The organism is Pseudomonas sp. DY-1 (assembly GCF_003626975.1).
Classification (GTDB): domain Bacteria; phylum Pseudomonadota; class Gammaproteobacteria; order Pseudomonadales; family Pseudomonadaceae; genus Metapseudomonas.
The window spans coordinates 2432177-2455385 of the sequence record NZ_CP032616.1 but is presented as its reverse complement, the minus strand read 5'-3'; the positions used below and the strand labels follow the sequence as shown (position 1 = coordinate 2455385).

Below are 23209 nucleotides of genomic sequence, written 5' to 3'. Positions count from 1 at the left end.
GGAAGGCGAGGCTCGTCTTCCCCCCTAGTTGAATGGCAGTAGGAGGTGTTCCATGTGGCGGAAGAAGACTGCTCGCGAGCAAGTGGCCGCTCAGCCGGCTCGCTCGGCGCTTGCCTTGGCGCTCGAAGCCCGAATGATGTTCGACGGCGCAGTCGCTGCTACCGCGGTGGAAGCGGCGGATGCTGCACCTGCTGCCGATGCCTCCAGTGACCAGGGTTCCCAGGCGGATGCCACCCAGCACGACAGCGCTGGCGAGAACCTGGCCGCGACGCCGTCGGGCACCTCCGACAATCGCCAGGAAGTGGTCTTCGTCGACAGCAATGTCAGGAATTACCAGCAGCTCGTCAGCGGCCTGAAACCGGGCACCGAAGTCGTGGTGCTGGATGCGAACAAGGACGGGCTGCAGCAGATTGCTGACTACCTCGACGGTCGCAGCGGCATCGATGCCATTCACATCCTAAGTCACGGTGATGTGGGCAAGATCCAGCTGGGTAACGACTGGCTGGACAGTGGCGATCTGGCCGCTCGTAGCGAGTTGCTCGATGCCATTGGCCAATCCCTCGACCAGGATGGCGACATCCTGGTCTATGGCTGCCGAGTGGGAGATGGCGGCGCGGGCATCGATTTTGTCCAGACCCTGGCCAGCTCAGCTGGCGCGGATGTCGCCGCCTCGGACAATATGACGGGCGCGGCCGGATTGGGCGGTGATTGGACCCTGGAGCGAAGCCAGGGCACTGTCGAAGCCAGCGCGCTGCTTGGTCTGGAGACCTACAACGGGTTGCTGGCGACGCCCGCGGACCAGAATTTCGACGCGCTTCCTCTCGCGGGCCAGGGGAGCAACAGCGTCACGATCGGCGGGGTCACCTACTTCAATAACGACAGCATTCACATTTCGATCGTCAATAACGGTTTCATCGCGGGCGGCGCAGACCATGTCCTCGCATACAGGAGCACGGGCCCCAACACCTCTACGGAAGTCGGATTCAAGACCCAGGATGGGTCGGAATTCAAACTGAACGGTTTTGTCGTGGACCGAGGTTTTGGCACGGACAACTCGTTCACCATCAGCGCCTATCGCAATGGTCTGCTGATCGATACCAAAGTCGTCGATGTATCGTCGGGCACCGCGACCTTCAATGTCAGCGGCGACAGCAATTGGGAGTACATCGACGAAGTCAGGATCACCGGAGCTGACCTCGACGTCGACATCGACGACATCGATTTCAGCGACGCTGTTATCCCCGATACCACGCCGCCAACGGTGACGTCCGTCAGTTCCAGTACGGCCAATGGTACTTACAAAGCGGGAGACGTGATCTCTATCACCGTGACCTTCAGCGAGGTGGTCACGGTCTCCGGTACGCCCCGGCTCACCCTGGAAACTGGCGCCATCGATCGGGTCATCAACTACAGCAGCGGCTCCGGGTCCAACACCCTGACCTTCAACTACACGGTACAGGCGGGCGATACCAACACCGACCTGGACTATCTCAGCACCGGCGCCCTGGCCCTCAACGGCGGCACCATTCGTGATGCCGCCGCCAACAATGCCACCCTGACCCTGGCGTCACCGGGCGCTGCCGGCTCGCTGGGCGCCAACAAGAACATCGTGATCGACTCGGCTCCTGGCATCAGCAACGTCAACGGTGACAGTGTCGCCTGGGCAGGAGTCGGCAGCACGGTCACGCTGGATTCGGGCAGCGACGCTGCATTCAGCGATATCGAGAAGGGCGCGCTCAATAGCGGCAACGGCAACTGGGCGGGCGGGAGCCTGACTGTGCAGCGCTCGGGTACAGCCGTTACTACGGATACCTTCGACTTCAACACTGCGGGTGCGTTGTTCACGGTCAGCGGCAGCAACTTGCAGTCGGGTGGCCAGACCTTCGCCACCTTCACCTCCGCTGGCGGCGTGCTGACGATCACCTTCACCAGCAGCGACACCACTGCCACGACCGCCCTGATCAATAATGTGGCCCAGCGCGTCACCTACCGAAGCGATACGCCGGCCGGCGACGCGACCGTCCAGTTCGCCCTGAGCGATGGCGCCTCCACCGCCACGGCGAACGTCACGGTCACCAGCGACACTATCTACGTCACCAACACCAGTGATACCGCCACCATCGGCGCCAGCGATGGCGTGGGCCTGCGTGAGGCGGTAGCCATTGCGGCGGCTGATGCAACGGGTACGCAGACCATCATTCTCGGCAGCGGCGTGGCGGGCCAGACCATCACGCTTGGCAGTGGCCTGAGCCTGGGCGAGAGCCTGAGCTTCAATGGCGATTCGGCCACCGGCCTGATCATCACTGGCAGCACCATCACCCTGGGCGGCGGCACCACCACAGGTTTCACCAACGCCAGTGGCAGCGTCACTCTCAACAGCACCCTGGCAGGCACTGGCGCGTTGGCCAAGGCCGGCGCGGGCACGCTTGTGCTTGGCTCCACCAGCAATAACGGTGGTTGGTCCGGTGCCATGTCGGTAACCGGCGGTACCCTCAATGCCGATACCGGCTCGCGCTTGTCGAGTGGGAGCCTGACCCTGGACGGCGGCACCCTGGCCATGACTGTGACGGGCGCGGCAGGGACGACCACCACGGTCGCCAACGCGGTCACCTTGGGGGCGGGCGGCGGCACGATCAGCGTCGGCGGTGGCGGCGGCGCCAATATTGCCGACTTCAGCGGCGTGATTTCCGGTTCCGGCAGCTTGACTAAAACCGCGGCGGCCATCCTGCGGCTCAGCGGTAGCAACAACTACGCCGGGACGACCACGGTCAATGGGGGCACTCTGTCTATCAGTGGCGATGGCAATCTGGGAAGCGGCGGCGTCGTCCTGAACAACATCGCCACGCTAGCGGTCACGGCCCCCACTACCATCGACAACGCCATCACGCTCAATGGCTTCGCCACCATCAACAACAGCGGAGCGGCAACGCTGTCTGGCGCCATCAGTGGTGGCGGCGACTTGAACAAATCAGGCGCCGGTACGCTGACTCTGTCGGGAACCAACAGCTACCTGGGCTCCACAACCGTGAGTTTGGGCACCCTGAGTGTTGCCGGTGATGCCAACCTGGGCAGTGGTGTGGTGAACCTGAACAGCGGCGGGGCGCTGACGGTGACCGGTGCGACCACCATCGATAACAACATTGTCCTGGGGGACAATATCTCGTTCACCAACACCAGCGCGGTCACCCTGTCGGGTGTGATCAGCGGCGGTGACAATTTCAGCAAGTTCGGGGCGGGCACCCTGACGCTCAGTGGCACAAACACTTACACCGGCACTACCGAAGTGAGAGCCGGCACCCTGAGCATTACCGGTGACCAGAACCTGGGCAGCGGCGCCGTGAGCCTGCTCGGCGGGACCACGCTGAGCATCACGGGCAACACCACGATCGACAACGCCATCGGCCTGGCCGGTACGGCCAGCCTGGCGTCCAGCGCGGCGGCCACCCTCTCCGGCGCCATCAGCGGCTCGGGCGGCCTGACCAAAACGGGCACCGGCACACTGACCCTGTCGGGAACCAATAACTACACCGGTGCCACGACGGTGTCGGCGGGCACGCTTGCCGTGAATGGCAGCACCACCAGCGCCACCACCGTAGCCAGCGGTGGAACCCTGGCCGGCAGCGGCACCCTGGGCGGCGCCGTGACCATCCAGAGCGGCGGCATTCTGTCTCCCGGCAATTCCGGCACAGGCGCGCTGACCATCAACGGCAACCTGGGCATGGCCACCGGCAGCACCCTGGCAGTGGATATCAACGGCACCACTGCCGGTACCGGCTTCGATCAACTGGTGGTCACTGGCGCAGTGGACGTTTCCGGCGCGACCTTGGCTGTCAATCACGGCTATGCACCTGGCAACGGCGACACCTACACCATCATCGCCAACGATGCCGCCGATGCCGTCACCGGTACCTTCAGCGGCTTGGCCGAGGGCGCTACCACCACCGCGGGTGGCAATAGCACGGTACTGACCGCCAGCTACATCGGCGGCACCGGGAACGACTTCACCTTGACGGCGCCGATCAACGCAGCGCCTGTTGTCGGCAGCCTCAACGGCGACAGCGTCACCTTCACCCAGGGCAGTGGCACTGTCGTGCTCGACGGCGGCAGCAACGCCACCGTCACTGACTCCGATTCGCCCGATTTCGATGGCGGCAACGTCACCGTGTCCATCGTCACCAACGGCGTAGCCGGCGAGGATGTGCTCGGCATTCGCAACCAGGGCACCGGCGCGGGGCAGATCGGCGTCTCCGGCAGCAACGTGACGTACCAGGGGACCATCATCGGCAGCTTCACCGGCGGCAGCGCCGGGGCCGATCTGGTCATCAGCCTGAACAGCTCGGCCGATGCAGCGGCCGTCCAGGCGTTGATTCGCAACCTCAGCTACAACAACACCAACGCCACCAACGGCATCGGCCAGGCCGACCGTACGGTCCGCATCACCGTCAATGACGGCGATGGCGCCACGTCCAGCAATGCCGATGTAACGGTCGCGGTGGTCGAGACCGTCGCGCCGGCTACCGTCAGCATCGTGGTTGCCGACACAGCACTGAGGGCTGGCGAAACCAGCACCGTCACCATCATCTTCAGTGAGGCGGTGACGGGCCTCACCACCGCCGACTTCACCGTGGCCAACGGCGCACTCAGCAACCTCAGCACCTCGGACGGCGGCATCACCTGGACCGCCACCCTGACGCCGGATAGCAATGTCCAGGACGCCGGCAACGTGATCACCCTGAACAACACCGGTTACACCGATCAGGCTGGCAACGCCGGTGCCGGCACCACAGATTCCAACAACTACGCCATCGACACTCAGCGCCCAACAGCCACCATCGTTGTGGCCGACACCGCACTGAACGCAGGCGAAACCAGCACCGTCACCATTACCTTCAGCGAGGCGGTGACGGGCCTCACCACCGCCGACTTCACTGTCGCCAATGGCACGCTCAGCAGCCTGAGTTCGTCCAATGGCGGCGTCACCTGGACCGCCACCCTGACGCCGACGGCCGATGTCGAGGACGCTGGCAACCTGATCAACTTGGACAACACCGGCTACACCGACCAGGCCGGCAACACGGGTTCCGGCACCACCGATTCCAACAACTACGCCATTGATACCCTGCGTCCTACCGCGACCATCGTGGTGGCCGATACCTCGCTGATTGTGGGCGAAACCACTACCGTCACTATCACCTTCAACGAAGCGGTGACGGGGCTGGATCTGGCCGATTTCACCGTCGCCAATGGCAGCCTGAGCAACCTTAGTTCGGCGGATGGCGGCACCACCTGGACTGCCACCCTGACCCCGAGCGCCAACGTCGAAGACAGCGGCAATCTCATCAGCCTGGACAACACCGGTGTGATCGACGCTGCTGGCAATACCGGCATCGGCAGCACCGACTCCAACAACTATGCCGTCGATACCCAGGCTCCGTTGAACGCAGTGCCGGGCGCGCAGGTCACCAACACCGTGACTCCGATCGTGTTCAGCAGCGGTAACGGCAATGCCCTGACCGTGACCGAGGGTGGCAACCTGACCACCGTCGTTTCGGTGGCCAGCGGCACCCTCAGTGCCACCACCGGTGGCGGCGCGATCATCAGCAACAATGGCACCGGCGCCGTGACCATCAGCGGCACGGCAGCAGAGATTAACGCGGCGCTGGAGGGACTGGTCTACACCCCGGCAGCGGCCGGTGCTACCAGCATCAGCATCCAGTCCACCGATGCCGCCGGCAACATCGACAGCGACAGCGTCGCCGTGACCGTGAACAACAGCACCCTGCTGGTGACGTCCAACCTGGATTCCGGTGACGACCAGACTGCGTCCAGCAACATGGCGGCCGATCAGGCTGACGGCGGTGGCCTGAGCATTCGCGAAGCGCTGTTCTGGGCGCGCGCGGGCGACACCATTACCTTCGACCTGAATGGCGCGCTGGCCGGCAACCAGGGCGGCACTATCGTCCTTGGCGGCAGCCAGCTCGACATCAACTACAGCAACCTGCGCCTGGACGGTGACCTGAACGATGACGGCGTCGCTGATGTGACCCTCTCCGCCAACGGCGCCAGTCGGGTGGTGCAAGTCGGTAACAGCCTCGCCGGCGTCGAGATTTCCGGCCTGGTGCTGACACAGGGCAATACGGCCGGGGGCGGCGCTGGTCTCAATATCGGCTTCGGCTCCAGCGTGACCCTTCGTGATTCGGTAGTCAGCAACAGCGCGGATAGTGGCCTCGGCGGTGGCGGCATCTTTGGGAGTAGCGCGAACCTGACGATGGTCAACAGCACTGTCAGCGGCAATACCAGCAATACGTTCGGCGGCGGTCTTCGTGTGGTGGGGACTGGCAGCACGCTGACGATGCTCAACAGCACCGTCACCGGCAACACCACCACCGGCGCTGGCGCCCACGGCGGTGGCCTCCAGTTCGGGGGTACTGGCGGTTTGACGATCATCAACAGCACCTTCAGCGGCAACGCCGCCCTTGGCGCCGGCTCGCTGGGGGGCGGTATCCGTGTCACCAGCGGTACGTCCTTCATTTACAACACCACAGTGGTCGGCAACGCCGCGTCCGGCAGCGGTGGCGGTATTCATGCCAATGGCACCGACACGCTGGTCAACACCGTGGTCGCCGGCAACACCTCCGGTGCCGGTGCCGCCGCGGCAATTGGCGGTTCGCCGCTGGCTACGGGCGGTATCGCAGACGACGTGGCCTCGACAGTCGAGACCGCCACCAACAGCTACTTCGGCAGCAACGTCAGCATCACCACTGCCAGCGGTGTACTGAACAACCAGGGCACCGCCAACCTGCTGCTGGGTAACCTGGCCAATAACGGCGGATCGGTGCAGACCCACAAGCCCCAGGCGGGCAGTGCATTGCTCGACGCTGGCAGCAATGCCGGCCTGCCGCTCGACACCTATGACCTGGATGACGATGGCAATACCACCGAGGTGCTGCCGATCGACGCCATAGGCAACGTGCGGGCCACTGGCAGCGCAGTCGATATCGGTGCAGTGGAAGCCAATGCACCGCCGGTGCTGGGCAACGTCAATGGTGGCGGCAGCTACACCGAGGGTGGTGCGGCCATCGTGATCGATGCCGATGCCAGCGTGTCCGATGCGGACCTGGACCTGCTCAACGGTGGCAGCGGCAACTACGACGGTGCCTCCCTGGTCGTGGTGCGCAATGGCGGCGCCAATGCCAGCGACCTGTTCGGCTTCCTCGATGGCAACGGCATCACCCTGGTGGGCAGCAACCTGGTCAAGAACGGCCAGGTGATCGGCAGCTTCGACACCAGCACGAGCGGCGAACTGACCCTGACCTTCACCGACGCCAACGGCGAGATTCCGACCACGGCGGACGTGAACCACATCCTCCAGCAACTGACCTATGCCAACAGCTCCAACGACCCGGTCGCCAGCGTCGCCCTGAGCTGGACCTTCGCCGATGAACTGGGCGCCACTGCTGTCGGCAGTACGCTGGTCAACCTGGTGGCGGTCAACAACGCACCAACCGCCACCGCCACCGGTGGCAACCCCACCTATACCGAGAATGGCGCCGCCGTCGATCTGTTCAGCGGCATCAGCATCGGCACGGTCGAAGCGGGCCAGAGCATCACCGGCCTTACCCTGACCGTCAGCAACCTCGCCAATGGCGCCAGCGAGATCCTGAGCATCGACGGTACCGACGTCCTACTGGTCAACGGCGCCAGTGGCACGACCGCCAGTAATGGCATCGGCTACAGCGTCAGCCTGGTGGGCGGCACCGCTACCATCACCCTGACCCATGCCGGTCTGAGCACTGCAAGTGCCCAAGGCGTGATAGATGGCATGACCTATCGCAATAGCAGCGAAGCGCCTGCTGCCGGCAGCCGCCTGGTCACCCTGACCAGCATTCGCGACGGCGGCGGCACCAGCAATGGCGGGGTGGATACCAGCAGCCTCGCGATTGCGGCCACCGTGAACGTGGTGGCGGTCAACGATGCACCGGTCATTACTGCCCCGGGTTCCATTAGCGTCACCGAAGATGTTGCCCAGGCCCTGACCGGCATCTCCTTCAGCGACGTGGATGCCAGCACTGGCAGCCTCACCGTGACCTTCAGCGTGGCCAGCGGCAGCCTGGGCGCCATCAGCGGCAGCGGCGTGACCGTGGCCGGTTCCGGCACCGGTACCCTGACCCTCGTGGGCAGCATCAGCGATATCAATGCCTTCATCGCAGCCAATGGCGTGAGCTTCACCGCCGCAGCCAATGCCACGGCCAACGTGACCCTGACCATCGGCATCGACGATGGCGGCAATACGGGTACCGATCCAGGCAACTCCGGCACCGGCACCTCCGAAGCCTCCAGCACCACCGTCACCCTGGCGGTAAGTGCGGTTAACGATGCACCGGTCAACAGCCTGCCGGTGGGGCAGGGCGTCAACCAGGACGCGAACCTGGTGTTCAACACCGGCAATGGCAACCTGATCAGCATCAGCGATGTGGACGTCGGAGGTAGCACCCTGCAGGTCACCCTGACTGCAACCAACGGCCTGATTTCCTTGAGCGGTATCAGTGGTCTCAGCTTCAGCAACGGCGACGGTACCGCCGACGGCAGCATGACCTTCACCGGCACATTGGCGGATATCAACAACGCCCTGAACGGCCTGACCTTCAGCCCAACCACCGGCTACAACGGGCCGGCCAGTATTCAGATCAGCACCAGCGATCTGGGGGGCACAGGCAGCGGCGGGGCCCAGACCGACACCGACACCCTCGCCATCACCGTCAACCCGATCAACCCGGTGATCACCGACATCGGCGTCAGCAACCCGGATGGCGGCTACAAGGTAGGCGACGTCATTACCGTCACCATCAGCTTCGACCAGACGGTGATCGTCGATACGTCCGGCGGCGTGCCCTCGCTGCTGTTGGAAACCGGCCTGCTGGACCGCGCCGCCACTTACGTTTCCGGCTCGGGCAGCAACACCCTGACCTTCAGCTACACCGTGCAGGCGGGTGACCTCAGCGCTGACCTGGACTACCAGTCCACCGGCGCCCTGGCGCTGAACGGTGGCAGCATCCGCAATGCCGGTAACGCCACCGCCATCCTGACGCTGCCGACCACTGGCGGCGCCGACTCCATCGCCGGGCAGCACGGCATCGTCATCGACGGTGTGGCGCCGCAAGTCACCAGCGTCAGCGTGCCGGCCAACGGCACCTATGTGGCGGGGCAGAACCTCGACTTCACCGTCAACCTCAGCGAAGCGGTGATCGTTGACACCATTGGCGGCACGCCGCGCATCTCCATCACCCTGGACGGCGGGGGTACGGTCTTCGCCAACTACCTCAGCGGTTCCGGCACCTCCGCCCTGGTGTTCCGCCTGACCGTCAGCAGCGGCCAGCTGGATACCAATGGCATCAGCGTCGGTGGCGCCATCCAGGCCAACGGCGGCACCCTGCGCGATGGCGTGGGCAATGACGCCAACACCACCCTCAACAATGTCGCCAGCACCACGGGTGTGCGGGTGGATGCCGTAGTGCCGGTGGTGGGCAGCGTCAGCGTGCCGGTGGGCATTCCCTACAACGCTGGCGATACCCTGACCTTCGTGGTCAACGCCAGCGAAGCGGTGATCGTCAATGGCGTTCCGCGCCTGGCCATCGACATGGGCGGTACCACGGTCTTCGCCAACTACGTGGCCGGTTCCGGTACCAGCACCCTGGTGTTCCAGTACACCATCCAGGCGGGCGACAACGACGCCAACGGCATCGCCGTGACCGGTCTGGCCAGCAATGGCGGCAGCCTGCTGGACGCCGCTGGCAACGCCATGACGCTGACGCTGAACAGCGTTGGCGACACCAGTGGCGTGATCGTCGACACCGTTGCACCCAACCCGAGCGGCATCGTCAGCGTCGATCCGTCGCCGACCAATGCCGGCAGCGTGCGCTACACCGTGACCTTCAGCGAAGACGTCAGCGGTGTGGACCTCGGCGACTTCACCCTGGTGACCACCGGCAGCGCAGGCGGCAGCCTGACCGGCCTGGTGCAGATCGACGCCCGCACCTATCAGCTCACTGTCAGCGGCGTGAGCGGCACCGGTACCCTGGGGCTCAACCTCAACGGTTCCGGTACCGGCATCGTCGACGTTGCCGGCAACGCCGTCGGCGGCGGCCTGGTTGGCGCTGTGTACAGCGTCGACCGCGATGTGCCCACCGTCACCGGCGTCAGCGTGCCGGTCGGCGTGTCCTACAACGCCGGTGACACCCTGACTTTCGTGGTCAACGCCAGCGAAGCGGTGATCGTCAACGGCGTTCCGCGCCTGGCCATCGACATGGGCGGCACTACCGTCTTCGCCGACTACGTGGCGGGCTCGGGTAGCAACACGCTGGTGTTCCAGTACACGGTTCGCGCCGGCGACAACGACGCCAACGGCATTGCCGTCACTGGCCTGGTGGCCAACGGTGCGACCCTGCGCGATGCCATCGGCAACTCGATGAACCTGACGCTGAACGGCGTCGGCGACACCAGTGGCGTGATCGTCGACACCGTCGCACCCAACCCGAGCGGCATCGTCAGTGTCGATCCGTCGCCGACCAATGCCGGCAGCGTGCGCTACACCGTGACCTTCAGCGAAGACGTCAGCGGTGTGGACCTCGGCGACTTCACCCTGGTGACCGCCGGCAGCGCAGGCGGTAGCCTGACCGGCCTGGTGCAGATCGACGCACGCACCTATCAGATCACTGTCAGCGGCGTGAGCGGCACCGGTACCCTGGGGCTCAACCTCAACGGTTCCGGTACCGGCATCTTCGACGTTGCCGGCAACGCCGTCAGCGGCGGCCTGGTCGGCGCTGTGTACAGCGTCGACCGCGATGTGCCCACCGTCACCGGTGTCAGCGCGCCGGTCGGCGTGTCCTACAACGCCGGCGATACCCTGACCTTCGTGGTCAACGCCAGCGAAGCGGTGATCGTCAATGGCGTCCCGCGCCTGGCCATCGACATGGGCGGTACCACGGTCTTCGCCAACTACGTGGCCGGTTCCGGTACCAGCACCCTGGTGTTCCAGTACACCATCCAGGCGGGCGACAACGACGCCAACGGCATCGCCGTGACCGGTCTGGCCAGCAATGGCGGCAGCCTGCTGGACGCCGCTGGCAACGCCATGACGCTGACGCTGAACAGCGTTGGCGACACCAGTGGCGTGATCGTCGACACCGTTGCACCCAACCCGAGCGGCATCGTCAGCGTCGATCCGTCGCCGACCAATGCCGGCAGCGTGCGCTACACCGTGACCTTCAGCGAAGACGTCAGCGGTGTGGACCTCGGCGACTTCACCCTGGTGACCACCGGCAGCGCAGGCGGCAGCCTGACCGGCCTGGTGCAGATCGACGCCCGCACCTATCAGCTCACTGTCAGCGGCGTGAGCGGCACCGGTACCCTGGGGCTCAACCTCAACGGTTCCGGTACCGGCATCGTCGACGTTGCCGGCAACGCCGTCGGCGGCGGCCTGGTCGGCGCTGTGTACAGCGTCGACCGCGATGTGCCCACCGTCACCGGCGTCAGCGTGCCGGTCGGCGTGTCCTACAACGCCGGTGACACCCTGACTTTCGTGGTCAACGCCAGCGAAGCGGTGATCGTCAACGGCGTTCCGCGCCTGGCCATCGACATGGGCGGCACTACCGTCTTCGCCGACTACGTGGCGGGCTCGGGTAGCAACATGCTGGTGTTCCAGTACACGGTTCGCGCCGGCGACAACGACGCCAACGGCATTGCCGTCACTGGCCTGGTGGCCAACGGTGCGACCCTGCGCGATGCCATCGGCAATGCAATGAACCTGACGCTGAATGGCGTCGGCAACACCAGCGGTGTGATCGTCGATACCACGGCGCCGAATGCCAGCGCGACAGTCACGCCGCTGCCCACACCCGGCAGCGTGCAGTACACCGTGACCTTCGACGAGAACGTTAGCGGCATCGACATCGGCGACTTCAACCTGGTGACCACCGGCAATGTCACCGGCACCCTGCAATCGCTGGTGCAGGTGGATAGCCGTACATTCCTGGTCACGGTCAGCAACGTCGCAGGTGCTGGCACTCTCAGCCTCGGCCTGAACACCACCGGCACGCTGATCACCGATACCGCAGGCAACGCCATGCTCAGCGGGCTGACGGCGCAGACCTACAGCGTTCCGCAGAGCGATGGCGATCCGGAGTTCCGTCACAACCCGCCGGTCATCGTGCCGCCGGAACCGACGGTACCGTTCGACCCGGTGCAGCCCAACGTGCCACCGCCGCCGTTCACGTCGCCGCTCATTCCGCCGCCGCTGTTCGATCAGCCGACGCTGGGCAGTGGCATTCCGACCCTGGGCAATATCTTCATCAACCAGGGAGCCCTGGCGCCCAGCTTCATCGCCCAGGTCTTCGGCAGCAGCGACGGTTTTGGCGATGGCTCCGGCTCGGGCTTCCTCGGCTTCGGCGGGGGCGATGGCGGTGTGTTCGGCACCAGCAGCCTGTCGAGTTTCTTCGACAAGGACGTGCCGCAGGATTCCGAAGAAATGAAGCTGTTTGATGGCAAGCAATGGAAGGGCGGCTCCGGGGGGAGCGGCCAGGGCATCTTCGGGGCGCCCACGCTCGGCCAGCAGTTGCAGGACATCAAGGACAACGAGCAGCGTCAGGTCAGGGAACTGGCCATGGCACTGGGACAGATCCAGACGGATCGCCCGCAGGCTTGAAGAACAACGAATTAGAAATCTGTAAGTGCCGTGTCTAGGGGGCGGCCCAAGGATGAGCAAAGCAGCGAAGTTTTTCAGCGTAAGTGTGCTGGCGCTGGCGGTCACCGGTTGTGCCGTGACCAGCCAGCCCATCGACCGTAGCGTCAGCGAGCAGCGTGCGCGCCAGGACCTGGCGACCATGTTCAAGGACCAGGAACCCCTCAGCGGACCCCTGACCCTGCACGAGGCCATGGCCCGCGCGGTGAAGTACAACCTGGAGGCACGCCTCAAGGTGATGGAAGAAGCCCTGGCCAAGCGCCAGGTGGATCTGGCCAGCTTCGACATGCTGCCGCGCATGGCCATGGAAGCCGGCTACGCTGGGCGCAGCAACGTCAGCGCCTCCAGCAGCCAGAGTGTGCTGACCAACACCCAGTCATTGGAACCGTCCACCTCCCAGGACCGCGACCGTGGCGTGGCCGACCTGACCATGGTGTGGAACGTGCTCGACTTCGGCGTCAGCTACGTCAGCGCCAAGCAGCAGGCCGACCAGCGCCTGATCGTCCAGGAGCGCCGCCGCAAGGTGGTCCACACCATCATCCAGGACGTGCGTTCGGCCTATTGGCGCGCCGTGGCGGCCGACCGCCTGCTGAAACAGATCGACAGCCTGATGGCACGCGTCGATGAGGCTCGCGCCAGCAGCCAACGCATGAGCTCGGAGCGCATCGGCGACCCGGTGCAGGCCATGAGCTACCAGCGGGCACTGATCGAAGCCACCCGACAGCTGGAAGAGCAGCGCCGCGCGCTGTCTCTGGCCAAGACCGAGCTGGCCGCGCTGATCAACCTGCCGCTGAACACCGACTTCACTCTGGCCGCCACTGACGACTATCAGGTGCCGGAGCTCAAGGTGGATATGAACCGCCTGGAAGAAGAAGCCCTGGCCAGCCGCCCGGAACTGCGCGAGCAGGACTACCAGGCGCGCATCAGCGCTGCCGAAACCCGCAAGGCCATGTTGCGTCTGCTGCCGGGCCTGGAGTTCTCCGCTGGCGGCCATTACGACAGCAACTCCTTCCTGGTGAACCAGAGCTGGGCCGACTACGGCGTGAAGGTCACCTGGAACCTGTTCAACGTCCTCTCCGGCCCGGCCGCTATCGACGTTGCCAAGGCAGGCGAGTCCGTCGCAGCCGCCCGACGCCAGGCGATGTCCATGGCGGTGCTGGCGCAGCTTTATGTGGCCAACGCCAACTTCCACGAGGCCCAGCGACAGTTCCAGACCAGCGAAGAACTGGCCAGGCTGGACGGGCAGATCGCCGAACAGCTGCGCAATCGCTACAAGACCCAGAGCATCGGCGAGCTGGACCTGATTCAGGGAGAACTGAACACCCTTCAGGCTCAGCTCAATCGCGACCTGTCCTATGCCGAACTGCGCAACGCCTATGCGCAGCTGTTCGTCAGCGCAGGCGTCGACCCGCTGCCCGAATCCCTGCCGGACGACAAGCTCGCCACCATCGCCAACGCGCTGGAGACCGGCGAATCGCGATGGGAGAGCGGGAATATCGGCGTGAAGTAAGAGGGTGGGCGCGAGTTCATTCGCGAAAAGCGTCGGCACCAAGCAGGCCGGTAACTTCCCTCACCCCCGGCACCCGCCCTGCGCCCCAGCCTGTTCGCGTCGCGTCGCGTCGCGTTCAGGCGTTCATCGGCAACGGACGCGGTGCTTAAGCAAGCATGCCTCTTCACCCCTGAATTGGAGAGGGATGACTCTGGACTCACCGCAGGCGCAGTCCTGCCCCGTAGGAGCGAACTTGTTCGCGAACCCGGGGTGCCGCTACCACTAATGGGTATGTCCCTCTGCATGCCCATGCCCTTCGTCTTTAGCCACTTCCACCGCCCGTCGCTGCTGGCTACCAATTGGCGATAGCTGTCGGCATCGAGCTGCGGCAATGGCTGGAGGAAGGCCACCATCCCCCAGATGTGCTCGTCGCCCATGCTCTTGCCCCACGGGGCATGCCGTCCGGCGCGATGCCGGCGAAACTGAAACCCGGCACGCCGTATTGCCACATCGGAAAACGGCGGGTGATTACATTTCTGTCAGCTTCTCCGGCCTGCCGACCGTGGCTGGTCTATCGTTCCCAAACGGCAGCGGTAGGGCGCATGCCTTTGCCGGGTTCAAGGACAACCACTCCGTTTGCGGGAGACGCAACATGCCCAACCGCACCCGTTTCAGTGCCGTTCTGCTGGCCCTGCTGGCTTTCCCCCCAGCCTTCGCCGCCACGGACGCCGGCATCTCCGCCGCTGAAGATGGCGATGGCCCAAGCGCGGGTGTTTCCGCCGCGCCCGAATCCACGCCCGAAGCCGCACCTGCCCAAGCTGCCGCACCGGCCGCCCAACCAGCCGCGCCCCAGGCGGTGTTCAAGACCGAAGAGCTTGACCAGATGATGGCGCCGATCGCCCTCTACCCGGATTCGTTGCTGGCTCAGGTGCTGATGGCTGCCACCTATCCGGGCAATGTGGCCGATGCGGTCGCCTGGTCCAAGGCGCACCCGGACGCGAAGGGTGATGACGCCGTGAAACAGGTGGCCAACCAGCCATGGGACCCTAGCGTCCAGTCACTCGTGGCCTTTCCTCAGGTGCTTGCCACCCTCGGCCAGGACCCTGCCTGGGTGCAACGGGTGGGGGATGCCTTCCTCGCCCAACCCAACGACGTGATGGATTCCGTCCAGCGCCTGCGTCGCCAGGCCCAGGCTGCCGGCAACCTGGAGTCCAACGAGCAGCAGAAGGTCACCGTCCAGGAGGCGCCAGCGCCGAGCACCTCCACCACCACCGTGGTGCAGCCTGCCTCGAGCAACCAGACAATCGTCATCGAGCCCAGCAATCCGCAGGTGGTCTACGTTCCCAGCTACAACCCCACTGTGGTCTATGGCACCTGGTCCTATCCGTCCTATCCACCTCCCTACTATCCGCCGCCGCCCAGTTACGGCTATCCAATCGCCACCGGCCTGGCGACTGGCCTGGCCTTCGGCGTCGGCGTCGGCATTGTCAACTCACTCTGGGGCGACTGTGACTGGGGGGGCGGCGATGTCGACATCGACGTCAACCGCTACAACAACATCAACTCCAATCGGCAGATCAACCGTAACCAGAACAAGTTCGTCCACAACCCCATCAACCGTCAGGGCGTGCCTTATCGCGACAACATCAATCGACAACAGAACGGCCTGCGCCTGAATGGCAGTCAGCAGCGCGAGGCCTTGCGTGGTTATGACGCCAACCGCACCGCCGAACGCCAGAAAGCCCGCCAGAGCCTTCAGCAACGCGGCATCGAGGCTCCGGCCCGTACCAACCAGCAGGCTCGCGAACGCGCCCAGGCTGCTACCCGTGACATACGCAACGATCCGCAGGCTCGCCAGCGCGCAGAAGGTGCCGTGCAGCAGCGTCAGCGCGCCGATGCAAATCGGCAGCAGCAGCGCCCGCGTGCGCAGAACAACCAGCAAGTGCGGCAGCAGGCACGGCAGCAACATGCCTCTGCCCGGCAAGGACCGCGCAATAACGCTTTTGCAGGAGCGCGACAGCCGTCGCAGACGCGCGCAGCGGCAAACCGGGGGCAGGTCAGCCGGGCTTCCGCTTCGCGTCCGCACCAGTCGGCCGCAGGCCGCCAGGTACAACGTCCAGCCCACGCACCGTCCCGTGGCGGTGGTGGCCGTCGGCGCTGAAAGGAGACAGCACATGATTCGTGCAATCCGCATCTTTGCAATGCTGTCGCTGGTCGCCTGCACCTTCGGCGTCAGCGCCAACGAGTACTTCAAGACCCCGGACGCAGCGGCCGAATCCTTCGTCGCTGCCCTTGGCACCGAGAAGGCCGACGCAAACCGCCTGGCCGCGTTGCTGGGCGCCAACTGGCAGGAATACATCCCCACCAAAGGCATCGAACGCAAGGATGTTGATGCTTTCCTCCGCCACTACCGCGAAAAGCACAGTATCGACACCGCCACCAAGGGGCGCGCGCATCTGGTGGTCGGCAACGATCCCTGGACCCTGCCCATTCCCATTGTCCAGGGCAAGGAAGGCTGGAGGTTCGACGCCAAGGCTGGCGGTGAGGAAATCCGCCTGCGCCGCATCGGTCGCAACGAGCTGTCGGCCATAGAGGCTGCGGAGGCTTACCACGACGCGCAGATGGACTATGCCGAAGTCGATCGCAATGGCGACGGTGTGCTCGAGTACGCGCAGCGGTTCATCAGCAGCGACGGCAAGCACGACGGCCTTTACTGGGCCGACGAAGACGGCACCGATGAGAGCCCACTTGGACCACTGTTCGGCGGCCAGACCAAAGGAGATGACTGGCACGGTTATCACTTCCGCATCCTCACTGCGCAAGGGCCCTCGGCACCTGGCGGCGCCTACGGCTACATGCTCGGCAAAGCCATGAGCCGCGGCTTCGCCCTGGTCGCCTGGCCGGCCCAGTACGGCGACAGCGGCGTGATGAGCTTCATGATCAGTCACGAAGGCCAGGTGTTTCAGAAGGACCTGGGCCCCGAGAGCGAAAAACTTGCCAAAGCCATGAAGACCTTCGACCCGGACAGCAGCTGGGATGAAGTCAAGACCGACGATACGCCTTGAAGACATCGGCCGAATCGGCTTGGAAGTGAGGCCATTTTCAGTCGCCAGGATTCAGGCAAGAAAAGAAAAAAGCCGCAGGGGCCTGATTGGCCCCTGCGGCTTTTTCAATAAGGTCGGGCGTCCTTGCCCGCCCACGCTCAGCAGGTAGCGAGCGCGGGGGTCATTCCAGCCGGAGCGCGAGTGGCGGTCCGGTTGGCGGCCCACTTCACCAGCAGGCTCATCGCGACGAAGCCGAGGCAGATGAGTACCGGGTAGGCGACCATGATTTCGGTCAGGGAGTATTTCCAGCTCAGCGGACGGGCGATACCCAGCATCGCGCCATAGAACCAGGACACCCCGGAAACGACACCCGAGAACAGCGCGAGGCTACGGGCATTGATGTCGAGCTTGAGCAGGCTGCCGGCCTTGTCCATCGCAGGCATCACCACGCTGTGCAGTACCCAGCCGTTGAGGGTCAGCAGCGCGACGACCAGGATCTTGGCCTGCAGTTTCGGGTTGAGGAAGTACATCGCGCCCTTCTGCGAGTAATCCAGCGCCAGGATGCCGATACCGGTGACCCAGAGCGCCGCCAGTGCGAGCAGCACGGTCTTCTTCAGCGCATGCAAATGTTCTTTGTCGGCAGCAGTTGAGTCACGGCCCTGGAACAGTTGCTTGATCATGGCGATATCGCTGGTCAGCACCATGCCGATGGCCACGCAGCAAGCGATGAGGTGGGCGTAGACCACGCCCATGCGAGTCAGCTCCATGGTTGCCGGCTGTTGGAACAGGGAAGCAACAAGATGAAAAAGCTCCATGGTTTACCTCTTTCTAACGATTTGAGCGGCTGTACTGATGCAACAGCGGCATTGGAATTATGGATTCGAGTGTTCGCCGTTAACCGCGAACGAGGGCCTACCATTGGCCTTTTTCAGGGACGAAAAATCCCCCGTACATGAACTCTCATGCACTGTGGAGTCGTTCCGAATTTATGTAGAAGTCAGGCGCGCCATCAGTGGTGTTGATGGCAAGTCGTGTCCTGATCGCCGGGGCATAATAATCGCAACATCCGGTTTTTGTTCAAAAAACGATCAAAACCCCGACCGGCGGCAGCGCGGGCGACGGTTATAACAGCCCTACGAAAAGTGAGGGATCGCCTCTAAACCGGTGTTTTCCGATGCACCCGAAACCCCTCTGGACACCGGCGAAATTTCCAATGTGGATGGATGGCAAACTAGTCATCTGGTGGCTGATTTGCCGCTTATCAGCGCCGACAGGATGTGGTGGCGCGACGCGATACCCGCCAATTCGTCGCTCGGAAAATTGAGCTTCGTGTCGACACCGAATGGTGGATAGGAGGAGCGCTTAATCCCGTAGGCTGCATATCCCCAACGCCCAAGCAGCTAGCCTTGCATTTCTGCGGTCTCCCGCCGCATTGCGCCCATCTTGGTGCACCGCCAACATCAGGCTTCGATTCCGGAGGCTCAATATGGAAGACAACGGATGGTTGCTGTTGGCTGCTGCGGGCACCTTGCTCGCCGCCGCCCTGCATTTCGGCTGCATCGTTTTCGGTTCAGCCTGGTACGACGCCATGGGGGCCGGTGAAAGGATGGTCCGCCTGTCGCGCGAGGGCCGGTGGCAGCCGACCCTGATCACCGGCGCGATCACCCTCGTGCTTGTGATCTGGGCGCTGTACGCACTGGCCGGCGCAGGCATGCTCCCCGCCCTGCCGGCTCCCCGCTTCGTATTGTTCGCGATCACTGTCGTCCTGCTGTTGCGCGGGGTGGCAGGCCTGGCCATTGCCCGGTTCAGACCCGGCTACAACGGTGCCCGTTTCTGGATCGTCAGTTCGGCGACTTGCCTGATGCTCGGCGGGCTGTACCTGACCGGGACCCTTCAGGCCTGGCCTCGGCTGTAGGTGCAAGCCGAATCCGGTAAACCCCTCACTTTTCCGCCCGCCTCACAACTGGTGGCGTCCAAGTGCTGCGTTTCATTCACGATGGTTGGCGTTCGACGCCATGACCCGCTGATACATCCGCATCATGAAACCCAACTCGAATGCCGCCCTGGCCCGCTCGCCGCGCCACTGGCTGCGTCCTTCCGCCAATGCCGCCCAAGGCGTCGCGTTCGCGCCCTGCGCAAGACAGGCTTCGGCTGTTGCCATCCCAGCCAACACTGTCTGCCGATGCTTCCAGCGCCAGCCAACCAGAGGCAGTTCCCGGCAATGCTCAGTCGATGGAATACGACGACTGATGGGCCGTTGCAGGGCCTCCAGCAATGCCTGGTCCTCCTCGGCAACCTGCGCCGACAGCTCGATCATCTGGTAGGCATCCAGCAGCAGGTGTTGCAGGTACCGCAGGTAGGGCTCTCCATCGGCCCGGTTCTCGGGCGTGAGCGCCGCGAGCAGGCTGTCGACGGCTGCGCTGGCTTGCACCAATCGATAGCAGCCCAACTCTCGAAAGTCCCCCGGAGGCGAACATGCGTTCACCTCCTGCACCTGCTCGCTGAAGTCGGAAAGCAGCGGAAAATAGGCGGTACGGCTCACGTCGCCGCCTCCCTGTCGCCCGGTTTGATTACCCGCTCATGCGCAGCCTCGTAGAGCGACCGCGCATCTCCCAGCAACAAACCCACCGCAAAGGACAACCGCGCGGCCTCACGCTGCACGAAATCGCCGTTCTCCGCTTGCTCCACCAGTTGCAACAGATCCAGCGCTGCGGACATGCGCTGGTGGGCGGTTTCGAACAGGTGGGCAGGACTGGCGCCGGCGTTGAAGAACATCACGTCGGAATAGGGCTGGGAGGGAGGAGCAAAGGCCTTGAAGTCAGGCATGGCGCACCTCCAGGGCGGAGGTGGTAATTCGGGAGGTGGCGCGGAGGTGCGCGTGGGTAAAAGGTGGGTATCTGCTATCCATGGCAAGCACCTTGGTTGGGCCGTCGTTACCTGCCTGCAACCTTCCTACGGGTTGGGTGGCGGGGCCGTGCAAGGGTAGGAATACCGGCAACCAAGAACCGGATAGGCCAGGAGGCCTCCTCGCACGGCCCGCCATAGGTGTACTGGACAGCTTCAACGCCTGTTCCAGCAGCCATGTCGCGACCGTGTCTTGATTGAGTTCCGGGTTCCTACGCCCAGGTCACGGGATTGACCGTGACGAGGCGGGACTCTAAGCGGCGCGTTTGTAGGCGCTCAAGGCTAAATGTCTGTGGGAAATTTCTCTGTAGGACGGCGGGCTAGGCGCACAGGAAAGGCTGTAGGAAATGGCCTTCACCGTACGTCGCCGGGGTCAGGTCCGCCGACGCAAGGTAGTGTCCGGCCCGGATTGAAACTGGTCAAAAACTATACTGGGAGTGCGGGGGTGAAACGTGGGGGGACCATGCAGGAGGGCTCGCCATGCGTATCCTCAAACCGTTCATCTTCTTCCTGGCTTGCGCTGCCAGCGGGCTGGCCCTCGGTCAGCAACCCTGGCCAACCCCCAGCAGTTCTGGCGAAACCCTGCTTGCCTGGAATGGTGGCGGCCACGGCGGTGGCAAGCACTTCAAGGGCAACCGCCACGGCTATGGCCACAAACACTTCTACCGTCACCGCGCCTACCACAACCACGGCCCGCGCGTTATCTACGCCCCCCGCTACTACGGTGGCTACTACCTGGGCGAACGGCCCTATTACTACCAACACTACGGCAGCCCACGGATCGTGATTCAGTATTACGACCCGAGGCTGGGGATATTCATCGGGTCGGACATCGGGGGGTATTGAGCTCATACCTGAACTGCTGGTCGGCACCCGCTGGCCAGCAAGTCGTAAAGCGCAGAAATTTCGTTCGCTGAAGTTACTTCGCGGCAGCCAGGTAATGCGCAACCAGCGCATTGGCATGCCCGTGGCCCATGCCATGTTCAGCCTTGAGCCAGGCCACCATCTCCATGTGCTTCTTTCCGTTCACCGTTTCCAGCAGATTCAGCCAGTGGGCAATCGGCTGTCCGTATTTCTTTTCGATGGAGGGGAAGTACGAGGCCGGTCCTTTTACCTTGGTGTCTTCCGACATGGTGAAACTCCTTTGAATGTTTTCGGGCGTAACTACGTTAGTTCAGGACTGAACGTGCCGCTGGAAACATGACCGGGCCACTTGCTGATCGAGGCAGGAGGAGAACGATGCGGGGGGGCGGGGGAGAGCGGAGAGAGTGGGCGCCACCGAACGGCGGCGCCTTGGAACCATCAGTCCTGGCGGCTGGTGACTTCCAGCAGGTGATAACCGAACTGGGTTTTCACCGGGCCTTGCACGACGTTCAGCGGGGCGCTGAATACGACGGTGTCGAATTCCTTGACCATCTGGCCACGGCCGAAGGAGCCGAGGTTGCCGCCATCGCGGCTGGAGGGGCAGGTGGAGTGTTGTTTGGCGATTTCAGCGAAATCGGCGCCGCCTTCGATAGCAGCTTTGAGTTCATTGCACTTGGCTTCGGTGGAAACCAGGATGTGGCGGGCGGTGGCGCGTGCCATGGTGGGTACTCCTCATAACATTGAGGGGGCAGAGCCTAGCGGAATTGGCGGCTGATTCAAGGTGCTTGGTCGGGGGTGGGGAGTGGATAGGTCGATCCTGCGGATCGATTGGCGAATGAATTCGCCCCCACAGGTTGCTTCCCCCACCCCCGGCCCCTCTCACGGAGGGAGAGGGGAAATCGCAGGGGGAGTTGGCCGGACCCCGGTCAGGCGAAGGCGAAGTCGTCTCCCGGGGGGCCGGGGAATGTAGCTATGGGTCAACCCTCCCATTGTTAGTGGAAAGAGCAAACCTGTAAGGCTGGCGGGTGGCTGGAGTGGGCGGACACCCGGTGCTGCGCCGGGCGGGCAAGCGATATGGCGCTTCATGTCAACGCGCCCAATGGGTTCGGGCGTTGGTGCTCGGCATGTGCTCTTTTACGGTGCGGCGGCTTTGGCATGCCTTGTTATGTTTGCCCGGCTTGAGCCTCGGCGACCAGCCAGTCCACCAGTTCGAGCAGCTGCGGGCTGGGCGCCGGGCGCTCGGGGTAGACCATGAAGTAGGCGCCGCCGGTGGGGACCTTGAGGTCGAAGGGCGCCACCAGACGGCCGGTAGCGAGGTCTTCACCGATCAGCGCCCAGTCGCCCAGGGCTACGCCATTGCCTTGGGTGGCGACGGACAGGGCCAGGTCTAGGGTGTCGAAGTGGTGCCCGCTCCCAAGTTTGTCGAGGGTGGCTCCGGCGGCCAGAAGCCAGGTTTTCCAGTCCTGGTCGTCACGGGTGGGGTGAAGCAGGGTGTGCAGCACCAGGTCGGCGGTGCTGGCCAGTGGTATGGGGCCATCCATCAACTGCTGGGAGCACACGGGCGTGAGCTGTTCATCGAACAGGTGGTGGGCGACCTGGGCGCTGCCGGGCTGGGTGCCGTAGATCACCGCGGCGTCGAATTCTTCCCGGCGAAAATCCACGCCATATTGCACGGTGGTGGTCAGCTCCACCGGCACGTCCGGGCGCTCTGCCTGCCAGCGCATAAGGCGCGGCAGGAGCCAGCGCATTACGCAGGTGGGGGCCTTGAGTTGCAGGGCTTCGCGCTTTGCGCCGACTTGTTCGACGGCCTCGTCGATCAGGATGAAGACCTGCTGAATGCGCGGCAATAGCTCTCGCCCCTGGGTGGTGAGGCTGAGCCCGCGCGCCTGGCGTTGGAACAGTGGGTAACCCAGATGGCTTTCCAGCCCGGAAATCTGCCGACTCACGGCGCCCTGCGTGAGGTGCAGCAGTTCGGCTGCACGGGTGAAGTTGCAGCATTGGGCAGTGACCAGGAAGGTGTGCAGCGCAGGCAGGGGTGGGAGGCGTTTCATCAGGGCAGCCATGACGTGAGGACATGGCAAGTATGACGAATTTTGCCTTGTCATGGCCGCCGCCCGACGGGTCCAATTACGCATCCTACCTGCCCCAGCTCTTGCTGCCGCGCATTCAGCG

The 23209-nt window shown here is 63.9% G+C and carries 12 protein-coding genes and 1 pseudogene; 6 read left to right on the top strand and 7 right to left on the bottom strand.

Annotated features, from left to right (window positions below):
* The first annotated feature begins 52 nt into the window (after positions 1 to 52).
* On the top strand, positions 53 to 12700 hold the full coding sequence (locus D6Z43_RS11655; RefSeq protein ID WP_120652252.1) for an Ig-like domain-containing protein: 12648 nt from the start codon (positions 53 to 55) through the stop codon (positions 12698 to 12700).
* A 52-nt stretch (positions 12701 to 12752) separates the two neighbouring features.
* Positions 12753 to 14246: a TolC family protein gene (locus tag D6Z43_RS11650; protein ID WP_120652250.1), complete on the top strand. Its 1494-nt coding sequence runs from the start codon at positions 12753 to 12755 to the stop codon at positions 14244 to 14246.
* Positions 14247 to 14563: 317 nt separating this feature from the next.
* On the opposite strand, the pseudogene D6Z43_RS28355 reads toward D6Z43_RS11650, so the two are convergent.
* Positions 14564 to 14700: pseudogene (locus D6Z43_RS28355) on the bottom strand (cytochrome c); the annotation flags it as partial.
* A 177-nt stretch (positions 14701 to 14877) separates the two neighbouring features.
* On the opposite strand from D6Z43_RS28355, the gene D6Z43_RS11640 reads away from it, so the two are divergent.
* Both D6Z43_RS11640 and D6Z43_RS11635 read left to right on the top strand, forming a co-directional pair.
* Positions 14878 to 16386, top strand: coding sequence for a DUF3300 domain-containing protein (locus D6Z43_RS11640; protein ID WP_120652249.1), 1509 nt, complete (start codon positions 14878 to 14880; stop codon positions 16384 to 16386).
* A 13-nt stretch (positions 16387 to 16399) separates the two neighbouring features.
* Positions 16400 to 17290: a DUF2950 domain-containing protein gene (locus tag D6Z43_RS11635; protein WP_120652247.1), complete on the top strand. Its 891-nt coding sequence runs from the start codon at positions 16400 to 16402 to the stop codon at positions 17288 to 17290.
* Between the two features lie 137 nt (positions 17291 to 17427).
* On the opposite strand, the gene D6Z43_RS11630 is transcribed toward D6Z43_RS11635, so the two are convergent.
* Positions 17428 to 18084: a hypothetical protein gene (locus D6Z43_RS11630; protein ID WP_120652245.1), complete on the bottom strand. Its 657-nt coding sequence runs from the start codon at positions 18082 to 18084 to the stop codon at positions 17428 to 17430.
* Positions 18085 to 18755: 671 nt separating this feature from the next.
* On the opposite strand from D6Z43_RS11630, the gene D6Z43_RS11625 reads away from it, so the two are divergent.
* Positions 18756 to 19184, top strand: a complete 429-nt coding sequence (locus tag D6Z43_RS11625; RefSeq protein WP_120652243.1) for a hypothetical protein — start codon at positions 18756 to 18758, stop codon at positions 19182 to 19184.
* A 72-nt stretch (positions 19185 to 19256) separates the two neighbouring features.
* Here the strand turns inward: D6Z43_RS11625 and D6Z43_RS11620 are convergent, their stop codons facing one another.
* Entirely contained in the window at positions 19257 to 19811 is a 555-nt protein-coding gene (locus tag D6Z43_RS11620; protein ID WP_120652241.1) for a LasR-specific antiactivator QslA, read from the bottom strand.
* Positions 19808 to 20095, bottom strand: coding sequence for a hypothetical protein (locus D6Z43_RS11615; protein WP_120652239.1), 288 nt, complete (start codon positions 20093 to 20095; stop codon positions 19808 to 19810). The genes D6Z43_RS11620 and D6Z43_RS11615 overlap by 4 nt, the downstream gene beginning before the upstream one ends.
* Before the next feature lie 558 nt (positions 20096 to 20653).
* Here D6Z43_RS11615 and D6Z43_RS11610 point away from each other — a divergent pair.
* Complete coding sequence (locus tag D6Z43_RS11610) at positions 20654 to 21019, top strand: hypothetical protein (RefSeq protein WP_120652237.1); 366 nt, start codon at positions 20654 to 20656, stop codon at positions 21017 to 21019.
* A 73-nt stretch (positions 21020 to 21092) separates the two neighbouring features.
* On the opposite strand, the gene D6Z43_RS11605 is transcribed toward D6Z43_RS11610, so the two are convergent.
* The 3 genes from D6Z43_RS11605 to D6Z43_RS11595 form a co-directional block, all read right to left on the bottom strand.
* Positions 21093 to 21305, bottom strand: a complete 213-nt coding sequence (locus D6Z43_RS11605) for a DUF4287 domain-containing protein (protein WP_120652235.1) — start codon at positions 21303 to 21305, stop codon at positions 21093 to 21095.
* A gap of 170 nt (positions 21306 to 21475) precedes the next feature.
* Entirely contained in the window at positions 21476 to 21757 is a 282-nt protein-coding gene (locus D6Z43_RS11600) for a peptidylprolyl isomerase (RefSeq protein ID WP_120652233.1), read from the bottom strand.
* A 443-nt stretch (positions 21758 to 22200) separates the two neighbouring features.
* Complete coding sequence (locus tag D6Z43_RS11595) at positions 22201 to 23088, bottom strand: LysR substrate-binding domain-containing protein (protein ID WP_120655242.1); 888 nt, start codon at positions 23086 to 23088, stop codon at positions 22201 to 22203.
* Between the last annotated feature and the right edge of the window lie 121 nt (positions 23089 to 23209).

Bases quoted from the DNA above. Each gene is read 5' to 3' on its own strand.
- D6Z43_RS11655 (WP_120652252.1), top strand. From the start codon at position 53: ATGTGGCGGAAGAAGACTGCTCGCGAGCAAGTGGCCGCTCAGCCGGCT.
- D6Z43_RS11650 (WP_120652250.1), top strand. From the start codon at position 12,753: ATGAGCAAAGCAGCGAAGTTTTTCAGCGTAAGTGTGCTGGCGCTGGCG.
- D6Z43_RS11640 (WP_120652249.1), top strand. From the start codon at position 14,878: ATGCCCAACCGCACCCGTTTCAGTGCCGTTCTGCTGGCCCTGCTGGCT.
- D6Z43_RS11635 (WP_120652247.1), top strand. From the start codon at position 16,400: ATGATTCGTGCAATCCGCATCTTTGCAATGCTGTCGCTGGTCGCCTGC.
- D6Z43_RS11630 (WP_120652245.1), bottom strand. From the start codon at position 18,084: ATGGAGCTTTTTCATCTTGTTGCTTCCCTGTTCCAACAGCCGGCAACC.
- D6Z43_RS11625 (WP_120652243.1), top strand. From the start codon at position 18,756: ATGGAAGACAACGGATGGTTGCTGTTGGCTGCTGCGGGCACCTTGCTC.
- D6Z43_RS11615 (WP_120652239.1), bottom strand. From the start codon at position 20,095: ATGCCTGACTTCAAGGCCTTTGCTCCTCCCTCCCAGCCCTATTCCGAC.
- D6Z43_RS11610 (WP_120652237.1), top strand. From the start codon at position 20,654: ATGCGTATCCTCAAACCGTTCATCTTCTTCCTGGCTTGCGCTGCCAGC.
- D6Z43_RS11605 (WP_120652235.1), bottom strand. From the start codon at position 21,305: ATGTCGGAAGACACCAAGGTAAAAGGACCGGCCTCGTACTTCCCCTCC.
- D6Z43_RS11600 (WP_120652233.1), bottom strand. From the start codon at position 21,757: ATGGCACGCGCCACCGCCCGCCACATCCTGGTTTCCACCGAAGCCAAG.
- D6Z43_RS11595 (WP_120655242.1), bottom strand. From the start codon at position 23,088: ATGAAACGCCTCCCACCCCTGCCTGCGCTGCACACCTTCCTGGTCACT.